Origin of the sequence: Bradyrhizobium sp. ERR14 (genome assembly GCF_014198235.1) — a bacterium.
Classification (GTDB): domain Bacteria; phylum Pseudomonadota; class Alphaproteobacteria; order Rhizobiales; family Xanthobacteraceae; genus Bradyrhizobium.
The window spans coordinates 1-12,028 of sequence record NZ_JACIHD010000047.1; the positions used below are offsets into that span (position 1 = coordinate 1).

The following is a 12,028-nucleotide window of genomic DNA, read 5'->3' on the forward strand; positions in this document are numbered from 1 at the left end:
CGAGCACGACCAGGTCTCGGCCAGCGTCAGGATGGAATGGATATGTTACTCGAACTTCGTTGCCCGGAATCCCTGCATTATGCAGCCTCTTCGGACGGCGGCGGACGAACCTGGGCGACCATCGCAACACTGCTGCAGACGGCGAAAATGAACAACGTCGATCCGTTCGCCTGGCTCAGCCTAACGCTTCAGCGTATCGCCAACGGCTGGCCGAGCAGCGAAATCGACGCGCTTATGCCATGGAACCATGCCGCCTGACGGCCGCAGCTTGCCGCTTACGCTGGACCAGATCATCAACATGAAGCACGAGTTGGTTCTGCTCGCCGGCAAGGTTGATTGGGAGTGGATCGACGGCGAGATCGCACCGCTCTACAGCGAGAACGGCCGGCCTGGGATCGAGACCCGCTTCATGATCGGGCTATTGTTGCTCAAGCACATTTACGGGGTGTCCGATGAGGGAGCGTGCGAACGCTGAGTCCACAACCCGTATTTCCAGTTCTTCACCGGCGAAGAGTTCTTCCAGCACGCCTTCCCGCACGAGCGCTCGGACCTGAGCCATTGGCGCAAGCGACTCGGCGACAAGCTGGAGCTGCTGCTGGCCGAGAGCCTGCGGGTGGCGCACGAGGCCGGCGCGTTGCGCAGCCAGGACCTCAAGCGGGTCACGGTCGACACCACGGTGCAGCCGAAGGCCATCACCTTTCCGACCGATGCCAAGCTGCTGCATGCGGCCATCAAGGGGATCAACCGCCTGGCGAGAAGACACGGCGTCAGGCTGCGGCAATCCTATTGTCGCGTGGCCAAGGCCGCGGCGATGATGGCAGGGCGCTATACCCATGCCAAACAGTTCAATCGGCATCAGCGGCAGTTGCGCATCCTGCGCTCCCGGCTCGGCGGGATCATCCGAGACATCCGCCGCAAGATCGAGAGGCAGCCAGCGTTGGAGGAGGCGTTCGCCCCCCCCCCCGCTTGGCCAAGCCACCCAAATCCGCTCGCAACAGCAGCGCCAGCGCGGTCGGAAGCTCTATTCCTTTCATGCCCCGGAGGTGGAGTGCATCGGCAAAGGCAAGACCGCCGCGCCTTACGAGTTCGGCGTGAAGGCCTCCATCGTCACCAACAACCGCCGGGCTCCCGGGGGCCTGTTCGTGCTGCACGCCAGGGCGCTACCCGATAACCCGTACGACGGTCACACCCTGCGGGACGTCCTTGACCGCACCGAGACGCTCACCGGCTGTCCGATCGGGCGGGCCTATGTCGACAAGGGATACCGCGGCCACGACGCACAAAATCCGCGTCGCGTCTTCATCTCAGGCCAAAAGCGCGGCGTCTTCGGTGTCATCAAGCGCGAGCTGCGCCGCCGCTCCGCTATCGAGCCCATCATCGGACACATGAAAGCCGAAGGTCACCTCGGCCGCTGCCACCTCAAGGGCCGAGCAGGAGACACCGCCAATGTCGTCCTCTCAGCCGTGGGCCACAACTTCCGCCGCATCCTCGCTTGGCTCAGAGAACTCTTGTGCCTCATCCTGGTCCAGCTATGGCGCACGTTCGCACGCCCGGCTCAGCTCAATCCGGCTTCTTAACGGACGACTACGGATGAGGTTCCGCAGCAGATGGCAATGCCCCAAGCGTCCCGCGCTGGCTCAACGTTGTCAAAGAAATGACGTTGCTCATCCGGATATGCGGCACTTATTCCAGGTTATGTTGGATCGGATCAGGATTGAAGAAATGCTGCGGGGTTTGCATGAGCGCGACGCTTGGCTCGTAAAACAACGCTAGCGTCCGCTCGATGAAGTCCGCATGGGGAACGAAATCGGCGTCAAGTACGGCACCAAAGGCCGGGGGATCGGATGGCGAGCGCGCGCGAGAAGTGCATGGTTGATGTTCCCCGCTTTAGCGTGCTCCTTATCCGAGCGTGCGAGGTATCCGATTTCGTGAAGCTCGCAAAGTTGCCGCACCCAATTCCTGGCGCCGTCGTCGAGAACAAAAATCTGAAGACGAGGATAGCGAATATCCGTCCCGCCAATGATCGTGCGCTCGAGTACGTCCGACGGCTCGTTGTAAGTCGTGATGAAACTTGTAAGTCGTGATGAAAACATCCACGCGCGGCGCTTCTCCAGGCAGCCACCATTCGGAGTGTTGGTCTGCTTCGGCCGTGCGCTCTTTCACCCGCGACAGTATAAAAAGCGCGATGGAGGAGGACAGCACTGTTAGAGCTTCGAGCATGGCGAATCCCCAACTGAACAGCGCGGCCGCAGTCCAGTCGAGCGGCGCCAGCGTTTCGATGAAGCGCCAAAGCACATAACGCCAAGACAGCAGGGCAGCCGTCCCCAGGAGGAGAGCCCGCCAATACCACTTTATCGGATTAAGCAACGGAAAGACGGCAAGGCGGAGCCCAATTATGAAAGCTGCGCCTGCGAAGGCAGCGGCGATTGGTGACAGCAGAAGCATCAGAGTCCGTACCGCGTAATAAAACGACGGAATTGAGCGATTGGGCCACCCGTGAAGATAGCGCGTCCAGTACGCCCTATCGCGCGGCCGAGATCTGGCTCTCGTGCAAGGTCTGAAACAGTCATGGTGACATCGAGATGTTGTGCACTTGGACCTACAGCAAGATTGGTGTAGAGCGCGGCCGCACCGGATCCGCCAAGGCGGGTTATGGTTCCACTGAAAATACGATCATCTCGAAACAACCGAAATTGCGCGGCCGTTCCCACCGAGAGGCCGTCGTAGAGAGATTCGCTGACACCCGCGGTGACGAGCAGTGTACTGCAGTCTGCGATCTTGACGAGATCCTGGCCGCGCCGCGCGTATTGGCCATCGTCTATTAGTATGTCCCAGACTAGACCCACGACGCTGGCATTAAGGGTAGCGAAGCTCAGATTATTGGCACGAAGACGCTCGGCATCGATTTGCCGATCGAGCTGTACAATACGTGCTTTCACCTGCTCCTTGTCGACATTCAGCTCGGCCAGCCGCTGCTCGAGTTCTCGGATACGTTGGGCCGACGAGGGAGCGTCGCGATAGGACTCCCCGATGAAGATGCCGTCGCGAGCGGACGTAAGCTCCGTCTCTAAATATTTTACTCGCGGCTCCGCACTCTCCAGTTCTTGCTGCGCCACGTCGTAAGTTGCGGGAGCGCGATCCAAGTTCGCCGTCGTCTGTACGCCACGCGCGCTTAGTTCGTTTGCTCGCTTGAATTCTGCGTCCGCTTGACGAAGGCGCGTGGCCGCCGCGTCTTGAGCTGCTTTCGTTTCGGCAATGCGAGCCTCAATCTGCCGAACCCTTCCGCGCTGGTAATCAGTTGATTGAACATCGAAGCGAGACATGGATGCGGGCAATGCATCTCGCTGGCCAACGAGACGGTTGAGCTCGATCTGCTGGTTCGTGCGATCGCGATCAAGCTCAAGAAGCCTCGCGGTATCGAAGCGTTGGTCGTTGATTTCTGCTATGAGCTCGCCGGGGCTAATGCGCGCGCCGATGCTCTTTACGGCAAGCGTTACCTTTCCTTCGATCGGGGCGCGAACGATGTAGAGCCGCGCATTGAGTGTAGCATCCGCCGATGTTCCGGCGAAGTGCTCACCGATAATAACGTATAATCCCATTGCCAACAGGGCCAAACCGGCGATTGCACGTACGAGCCTCATAAGGACATCCCAATTGCATTTATGACGGGAAGGTCGCGCAGCGCATTAGGCCCAATCGTTCTCAACTAAGCGACCCTCCGCGGCGTTGGATTGCCAAGTTCGGTGCCGCTCGGATGCGAGTGTTAGCGGCTTGAGCGTCACGATCAGACCAACAGGCTGGTAAAGAATAGCTTCGTGATCTCAGCGGCAGGAGGATCGGTATCGTCAGAAGTGAAAATGGTCATGAATTCATTCCTGCAGTTCCAGCAGCGCCAGAGATCTTGGACCTCCCGCGCACGGATGCGCTCATGCCACTCGAGGTGGACCAATGCAGAGCCACATTGAGGGCAGTTCGTGTGACGTGTCATTGAGACCGACTCAATGTGGCAGCTCGTGTCATTACGCCAAAAGGCCTCAGCCCAAGAAGCGTAGTGTAGCCACCGCTTCGTTGGCGGCTGCGGTGGATGCACCTCTCTGTTCAAACCCTGTGCCAACTGGGACAGCTTGAATAGTAAGAAATATGTTTTCAAGAAAGTGTACCGGGCCGACTGCATGTCAGAAATCGGACAGTCTAAGTCATGTTCGTAAGGTCGCAGATCGGATTGAGTTCTCGTTATGGAAGCCTTGTGCAGGATCGTTTGGTGCTGAGTAATGCGCCTTGGGAGGTTTGGCTGATCATAAACGGCCTGATCAGGAAGGCTCCCACCTGAATGGGGACCAGCGGATGCCCGTGGAAGTGTGAGTTGGATCGCGTGCGTCCGGCCCTTACTGGAGCAATCAGGAGCCGTTAGAGCGGTTCCCGATCAAGGTGGCTTGTATCCGGCGGCTCCGAACTAGTTGGCGCATTCGAGAGCTTACAGGCGCCGCACCAGGTCGCGGCGGCGGCGTGTCGCGCTCATTGCTGCTGCGATGGCGACGGTCGTTTCGGCCTGAGCCGAAGGATGCCGCCCATCAACCTGGCTTCGTACCGGCGGTGGTGGTCGCGGAATCAGGGCCGACGCCTTGTCTAGTCGCGCCGGCCGGCAGCGGGCATGAAGCGCAGCCGCTTTTCGGAAGAGAGCGAACGGCGGGCGTGTAAAGCCATCGGCTGTTGCCGCATGACCATGAAAGGAACCTCTGGTTGACTTAAAGCTTTCGTCGTTTAGCTGGAAGAGAAGTCCTTGGACTATCTCCCGAGACTCCGCTCAAAAATCTCCAATACCTTCCCGCCTGGGTGAAGGACTATGCCCTCGACCAGCCTTCCAGGTGGGACCGCTCCAATCATGGATCCGAATGACCATCGTGGGCGCCGCTTTTTGGCGCCACTTTTACCGGTAGAGTAATTGCTACCTCGCTGCCGCAGATCGTAAGTAACAAGAATGACGGCCATTGCTATTGCCAGGTTCGATTGTTGTGAATCCGCGCGATAGTCGATGGTGACAACGGCAAGCGCGAAACTACGCCTAGCAATAACGCGATGGTCGCCACGCCCGCGCCGATGCTCATCATCTATGGTCTCTCGATCCTACAATATGTTTTGATGACGTAATCGGCTGTAAGCAAATCGTCGTGCGTTCTCGCCCCGATGATACCTGTAAGCCGCAAGACTGAAGGAAGCGTTAGCCGCGAGCTAATATTGAACTTAGGGTAAGTCCCCCGGATCGTTGGGTGCATCTCAGCCGCAGCCTCCACATCGAACGCCGCGACAAACCTACCGCTCCAAACTTGGATGATCTCGTTTAGGGGAGACGTCGGCATTAGTTTTTTCTTCGTTGTTATTTGCGCATCGAGCCATTGATAGGCAACCCTAACGCTGTCATCATATTCTAGAAGAAAGAGTTTGACCCGGTTTTTGGCGCGAGCAGCCTCAGTGGGGGTAAGCATATTGAAGCTCCTATAAGCAAAATCGTGTTGGGTGCAGCCCGCGAGATTAGCGGTCGCGGCAGCTGGCGTTACTACTTGATTTGATAGTTGGGGCTGCTTCTGTTGGAAGAGGTGCCGAGTGGAGGCGAAGTGGTACATAGGATGCTTGGCTAAATCCGCGCAGCCGGGCGGAAGCGACGCATCGTCAACTTAATCGACCGCTGAGCGAGAAGGCGGTTCTCAGAGGTTCGATATTCGGCGATAAGGCCTGTCGTGGCTATCTCGCGCCTGGTCGCAACGGACAATCCTTACGTAGTTGTTGGAAATGATCTAAATCAATGATTGCTAGCTTGACAGAGGAGCAGTGCGCCAGAATTACCCGGCTGTGCGTCCGCCGTGTGAAGGAACGCTTCCGTTCTGGCGAAGATCAATATGTCGTGGCGACAGCGCCACCCCAGCGGTAGTTCAGGCGGACCAAACCGATATCGACGTCCTGACTGACATGGGCAGTCCCTGCAAAAGCGCCCGCCGGAACACCTACGAGTCCTGCTGAAAAGAAGAAGTCTACGTCCCGATGACCCATGCACAGGTGGTCGTACTCAATGCCGATGGACCAGTTCGGAGCGAAGCCAAATTCAAGACCCGCACCTACCGTGCCGCCCAACGGCTTTCGCTGCCGTTGTCGATAGTGAGCCCGGTCGCAAAATCGGAGACCCGGTATTTGTCACGGACGACTGCAGCCCCACCTTTCACATAGAGCAGCACGTTATTCCAGGCATAGCCGACTTGGCCTGTGAACAGGCCGAATGCATGAAGCTTGGATCCATCCTGAGCGCCTGCAAAAGCAACGTTGGCGTTGGAGCCCTTGAAATCGGCCCAGTTGCCCTGCGCCTCCAACCCGAACACCGAGTTCGCTATTTGCCAGCGATAGCCGATTTGACCGCCGACCGTGCCTCCCGTCGCATTATGGCACCCCATAGCAAAGGGCGGAGCCACGATCACGCCGCCGGCATTGAGCAGGTCCCAGCACTGATACGCGGAGCCGCCTCCGCCATTGATGCCGATGTAGAAGCCGCTCCAATCATAGACCGGAATGAGCGCCGGCGGCGTTTTGACGTAGGGTCGCGCGGCCAGATCAGCGGCAGAGGCAGGAGCGGCTAGCGCGATGAAGGCTGCCGTGCCCAGCAGAACTTTTCTCATTCTCTAAACCCAGCTTCGAATCGACTTCCTTGACGGTTATTAACGAGGATTGCCTGTGACCATCTTCTCGATGAATTCCCGAGGTTGGTAGTTGACTGGGGTACGAGCGTTGCTTCAGCATCTGGAGGATGGCCAAAAGTGCGAGTCTGGACGGTAGCGGATGCTTTGGCGCGCAAGGACGAACGTGTTTAGAACTGAGACTGCGAGGGGCCTGCAGACCATCTTCACCGAGCTCATCGACATAGCTGACACGCGAGCCGACAGTGATATTCGCGCGACCTTCCAGAACACTGATAACACTGAAGTAGATTTCTTGGGCGTTAGCGCGCTCAAAGGAGCCGAACTCGTCGCCTGGATCGATCCGCACCACGGCCAACCGGCTCTTCATCAGGAGACTTTATGTGGCCGCCGCCCATCAGGTGCTCTTGGTCTTGCAGGCTGACAACGCCCTAAGCCCGGATATGGGCTTCGGCTTCGATCAGTTCGCAATAGCCTCTGGAACAGTGCGCATCGCTGTTGGAAATTAGATGTTGTCGGGAAGGTGTCGGCCACCAGGACATCGAGCGCGGTGTGCGCCGCATGGTTGCCTCCAGATCCAATACGAGCGAAGGATCGCCGCGCGTGAGATCGGCGATTGAGGTTCAATTCGCCGTGTTCGGTCAGGCGGCTTCGGACTCGATCTGAGTGACGTCGCTCGGGGCAGCACCGCCGATCGCGATGCTACGCGGCTCCTTCGCCTCGGGGATTTCGCGCTGCAGGTCGATCACAGGCTGTTCTCGAAGCGGGGGCCCTTGATCCGCCGATTCGGGGCAAGTGCCGCAATCCGGTTCAACTGATCGCCGCGGCTAAAGAAGGGTTATATGGCCGGGACCAGTGGTCGCGCGGCCGTCTTTTCCGCTATCCTAAAGACGTTGCCAGCCAACTAGGAGCGAAATGCTATGAGCCGCGATGAAATCCCAATGATGGTCGACGTTCTCAAGCAGGCCAAACAGAGCGAGGCCATTGCCCGCGCCTCCCTTTGGGCGATGGCGAGAATGGCTTATGCTTTGCGGAATGCCGGCGTTTTGTCCGATTCAGATGTCGAAATTGCATTCGATCCAAAAGCGATCGGCTCAGCAATATCTGAAGAGTTTCAAGATATAGCGCAGCAAGCGATAGATCACTTATGTCATCAAAGCTTGGGGCCGGTAGAGCGGCGTTGACGCGTCGAGGCGAAAACCTCCGTGAAGAACGCCCCGATTGGAACACTTCGACCTCCTTGGGTGCACACTGGGATCCCGCCGCTTCCCCAATGACTGGTATTTTGGTGCAGCTCCGTCCAATAAAAGTGTGCTGCGGATCAAGAGGAAGATCAGCGAGCTCTGACCCCGGGCAACAAGGGCGCCTGGCCCGAAGTGCAAAAATGGGCGGTGCACCGATGACCGCTTGATCCTGAAGGTGTTTCTTCCAGGCATAAATCTGGTTCACATACTCCTGGTAGCGCTGCGCCAGACCCGTCACCGTTGATTGTTCTCGGAGCGCCTCCAAGGCGATCTTTGCCTTCAGCGCCGCATCGATTGTCCGTCTCGTCTTCTTCACGGTCCGCTTCGTTTATCAAAACGGAAGGGCATCCGCACACCTAAGCCGCCGGTGCAAAATCCGGGGTCCACTTCAATGTACGCTGGATGCGGCAACCCACCGGGGCTGGTAGGTGCCCCGGTTTACTTGTACGCGCCATTATCTGGTGCCGCCTCGGGAATATGTCTCAGGAGCAAAAGTGGTCAGCCTTGCCAATCCACGGTGGAAGGTTGACCACCGAAATCTGCGGCACGTGGCAGGGACAGCGTCGCTCGCCGAGTCGCGCCCGCGCTGCCTGCGGTCACCTGCTGAGCACTTGCTGCCGACGAATTGGCGTTGCTCGTTTTGCCTCCTGGCAATAGCCAAGTCATGACGGCGCCAGCGACGTGACGCTTTCAAGGATCTTCGCAAATGTCCATGCTGCCCAATTCGCAAGAGGCCCGGGATGTGGCCTATCAGCTCCATCCCTACACCAACGCGCGCACCCATCAGCAGGCAGGTCCCCTGGTGATCGAGCGCGGAGAGGGTCCTTACGTCTTCGATGCATCGGGCAAGCGCTATTTCGAGGCGATGGCCGGCCTGTGGAGCGTTGGGCTGGGCTTCAACGAGAAGCGGCTTGTCGAGGCCGCGCACAAGCAGATGCAGGCGCTGCCGTTTTATCACACGTTCTCCGCCAAATCGCACGGGCCCTCGATCGACCTTGCCGAGAAGCTGGTCGCGCTCGCGCCTGTGCCGATGAGCAAGGTGTTCTTCACCAATTCCGGCTCGGAAGCCAACGACACCGTCCTCAAGCTGATCGCCTATCGCTCCAACGCGCTCGGCCAGCCCCAGCGCAAGAAGGTGATCAGCCGGATGCGCGCCTATCACGGCGTCACCATTGCCTCGGCGAGCCTCACCGGCCTGCCGAACAACCACCGCTCGTTCGACCTGCCGCTGCCGAACATCCTGCACACGGGCTCGCCGCATTTCTACAAGGACGGCGCGCCCGGCGAGAGCGAGGAAGCGTTTGCGACGCGCCGGGCCGAGGAGCTCGACGCGCTGATCCAGAAGGAAGGGCCAGATACGATCGCGGCGTTCTTCGGCGAGCCGGTGATGGGCGCGGGCGGCGTCATCGTGCCGCCGGCGACCTATTGGGACAAGATCCAGGCGGTCCTGAACAAGTACGACATCCTGCTGGTCGCCGACGAGGTGATCTGCGGCTTCGGCCGCACCGGCAAGATGTTCGGCTGCGAGACCTACGGCATCAAGCCTGACGTGCTCGTGGTCTCCAAGCAGATCACCTCGAGCTATTTCCCGTTCTCGGCGATCATCATGAACGACCGCATGTTCGAGCCGATCGCGGACGAGAGCAACAAGATCGGCGTGCTCGGCCACGGCTTCACGGCGGGCGGTCATCCCGTCGGATCGGCGGTTGCGCTGGAAAACCTCAGGATCATCGAGGAGCGCGGCCTGGTCGCGCATGCCGCCGAGCTCGGCGCTTACATGCAGGGCAGACTGCGCGAGCTCACCAGCCATCCGCTGGTAGGCGAGGTTCGCGGCGTCGGCATGATCGCGGCGATCGAGCTCGTGCTCGACAAGGGACGCAAGACCGCAGCGGCGACGCCGGGCGCCGTCGGCGGCATCGCCAGCCGCATGCTCCAGGAGCGCGGCATCATCTCGCGCAACATGCTCGATGCCATCGCCATCTGCCCGCCGCTGATCGTCACCAAGGCTCGGGTCGACGAGCTGATTGCGGCCATTACCGGTGTGCTGAACGACATGAAGCCGGAAGTGGCCAAGCTGGCGCCGGCTTAAAGGGCCGCGCTTCGTCTAACGATCAGTCCAACTCCGGTACCCTGAGGTGGCCGCCTTCTTCAGCGCCCCTCGAAGGGCGCCGGCCCGTCTGGCTGCGACGGGCGCGCGGCTCCCGGTCCGCGCGGGCGCAGCGGCCCTTCCAGCCGAGCCGATCACAATGGAGCCAGTACCGTGATGGCGAAGGAACAGGATATTTGCATTGAACGTACTACCGAGATCGAAATCGACAAGACGGCTGCCGTCATAGTTGAGCAGATGGATGATGAAGTCACTATCGCCATCGTGAGCGTTGTCGGATTTCAGTTTCAAGTGACGGCGGGGCATGCGCGGGAGTCATCTCGCTCCTTAGCTGTGGCCGCGGAGAATGCGGAAAAATTCCGCGCGTCAGCCAAGACGTAGCGGCCGATGTCCTTCAGCGTAGCGTGATAAGCTGATCGTCGTCCCCGATCACCATTTTTCCCCCAGCGCCAGATTACGTGGATTGTCGCCTATTTGGGCAAGTTCCGTCTTGCCTCCGACCCAGTGCCCGCCCTCTGCGGATGATCGCGCTTGCGGCCATCCAGCACTCTGAAGATGCGGCGAATCGCCAATCCTGAACTAGATCGCCTCATCCTCATCGATGAACATCGCAAGTGCAAACTCTCGAAGCAAGCAATTCCCGACGGAGTAACGCAAATTCGGCGATAGCGTGCCGGTGTCGTGTCGACCGGACAGCAGCTTTTCGGTGACGGGACCGCCACCGTCGGCGGTGCTGTGTCCCGGGGGCTTTAGGACGACTGAACTGGACGTGCCAAGCAAGGCGACCAAATAGTAGCACCGTCGGGCGGCACCCAATGGGGCTTCACGGTCGCTGGGGTGGGCCGCGATAGGCCGAAGGACTATCGGGCGGCCGGGTTCTAGGGTGCTGTCCTAACTAGGACACTCGCAGAGGGATCAGGACAGCCGATTCGCTTCCCACGTTTCCTTGAAGGTGCATGTGACCGCACATATTTTGAAGCGCTATCTGCATACCGGAAAACACTTCCTAGAAGCTATCAGGCCCAAACAGGTGAGCGCTCACCTTCCCCCTCTAGAAGCTGGCTAATTCGTGCAGCGATGTTCCGCGCCTCCTTCGGGCCGGGGTTGAGTTTCAAGCAATCGAGTATGCCTAATACGGCCTGAGCTTCCTCGGCATCAAATGCCGCGACTTGGCGATCTGCCGGGCTCAGAGAGTGATCGGCCGCGCGGACCTGATTGGCTGCAAGCACCTCAAGCGCTTGCGACCGTAGGACTGTGATGTGCCGCTCGAATATGTGCACTGTTCGTCCCTGTGGTTGAAGTTAGCGCGCACGTGACTCGGCGCCTGATTGCAGACAAGCGCTGTCCCTACCACGTGCCGCCAACTTCAACGTTGCCAGCCTCGCCGGGAGAAGCTGTCAACGAATATTCACCCCGACGAATGCCTAGGGCAACTATCAAGACAGGTGGCGGCGACTTGGCGATCAGCCTTGGATTGCAGGTAGTGCCGGCGCGACTCGGCGTTGTTCGGTTGCGCGCGTCAGACGCTGTTCCCGCCACGTCCGCACTGCCAACTGAGGTTAGCGGTGATGGGACTCGGCGCTGGCCATCCTGGCGTCATTGCGCTGTCCCATGCTGTTAACCACAACGGCTCCGTATCACGGTTCGGAAAGCGCGGAGCGGGAGTTGGAGCTTCCCGCGACGTTCACGGAGCTAAGTCCCCCACAGCAAGGCCGGATGATATCAGCTGCAACCGACGCAGCCATCAGCGGATGCATCTTCGGACTCCGATACGACGAGACGACTGGACGCTTTCCGATCCGGCGGGGGTTATGGGCGGGGCATCGGCAGGGTAATCCAGAGCCCGGCTGCCACGAGATGGCTCGCCACGTTTATCTGCCTCCGCTGCGCGACGCGATCGGGCGCTCGCTTTTGGCATTCCGACCCGAATCTACGCGCTGCTGAACCGCTTCCTCGAAGGAGGTGATCCGGAAGCGCTCGCAAAGGCATTGCGGCGG

At 59.4% G+C, this 12,028-nt stretch carries 6 protein-coding genes and 2 pseudogenes; 5 read left to right on the plus strand and 3 right to left on the minus strand.

Annotated elements, in window-relative coordinates; translation table 11 throughout:
• A partial coding sequence (locus GGD62_RS40105; protein ID WP_246800563.1) for a transposase domain-containing protein occupies positions 1 to 258 on the plus strand: 258 nt, incomplete at its 5' end.
• A pseudogene (locus GGD62_RS40110) lies at positions 248 to 1,577 on the plus strand (IS5 family transposase). The gene GGD62_RS40105 and the pseudogene GGD62_RS40110, both read left to right, overlap by 11 nt.
• Before the next feature lie 192 nt (positions 1,578 to 1,769).
• Here GGD62_RS40110 and GGD62_RS40120 read toward each other — a convergent pair.
• From GGD62_RS40120 to GGD62_RS40130, 3 genes and pseudogenes are all read right to left on the minus strand, one after another.
• Positions 1,770 to 2,093: a glycosyltransferase gene (locus tag GGD62_RS40120; RefSeq protein ID WP_183714731.1), complete on the minus strand. Its 324-nt coding sequence runs from the start codon at positions 2,091 to 2,093 to the stop codon at positions 1,770 to 1,772.
• 351 nt (positions 2,094 to 2,444) lie between these two features.
• The gene (locus GGD62_RS40125) at positions 2,445 to 3,641 is read right to left on the minus strand and encodes an HlyD family secretion protein (protein ID WP_183714734.1); all 1,197 of its coding nucleotides are present in this window, start codon (positions 3,639 to 3,641) and stop codon (positions 2,445 to 2,447) included.
• Between the two features lie 2,248 nt (positions 3,642 to 5,889).
• Positions 5,890 to 6,662 (minus strand): annotated as a pseudogene (locus tag GGD62_RS40130) (outer membrane protein).
• A 938-nt stretch (positions 6,663 to 7,600) separates the two neighbouring features.
• Between GGD62_RS40130 and GGD62_RS40135 the strand changes: the two are divergent.
• The 3 genes from GGD62_RS40135 (at position 7,601) to GGD62_RS40145 (ending at position 10,412) form a co-directional block, all read left to right on the plus strand.
• Complete coding sequence (locus GGD62_RS40135) at positions 7,601 to 7,864, plus strand: hypothetical protein (RefSeq protein ID WP_183714737.1); 264 nt, start codon at positions 7,601 to 7,603, stop codon at positions 7,862 to 7,864.
• A 766-nt stretch (positions 7,865 to 8,630) separates the two neighbouring features.
• Positions 8,631 to 10,013, plus strand: a complete 1,383-nt coding sequence (locus GGD62_RS40140; RefSeq protein ID WP_183714740.1) for an aspartate aminotransferase family protein — start codon at positions 8,631 to 8,633, stop codon at positions 10,011 to 10,013.
• A gap of 174 nt (positions 10,014 to 10,187) precedes the next feature.
• Entirely contained in the window at positions 10,188 to 10,412 is a 225-nt protein-coding gene (locus tag GGD62_RS40145) for a hypothetical protein (RefSeq protein WP_183714747.1), read from the plus strand.
• The last annotated feature ends 1,616 nt before the right edge of the window (positions 10,413 to 12,028 follow it).

What these genes read in the sequence shown, in the direction of transcription:
- GGD62_RS40120 (WP_183714731.1), bottom strand. Translation starts at nt 2,093, where the DNA reads ATGTTTTCATCACGACTTACAAGTTTCATCACGACTTACAACGAGCCG.
- GGD62_RS40125 (WP_183714734.1), bottom strand. Translation starts at nt 3,641, where the DNA reads ATGAGGCTCGTACGTGCAATCGCCGGTTTGGCCCTGTTGGCAATGGGA.
- GGD62_RS40135 (WP_183714737.1), top strand. Translation starts at nt 7,601, where the DNA reads ATGAGCCGCGATGAAATCCCAATGATGGTCGACGTTCTCAAGCAGGCC.
- GGD62_RS40140 (WP_183714740.1), top strand. Translation starts at nt 8,631, where the DNA reads ATGTCCATGCTGCCCAATTCGCAAGAGGCCCGGGATGTGGCCTATCAG.
- GGD62_RS40145 (WP_183714747.1), top strand. Translation starts at nt 10,188, where the DNA reads ATGGCGAAGGAACAGGATATTTGCATTGAACGTACTACCGAGATCGAA.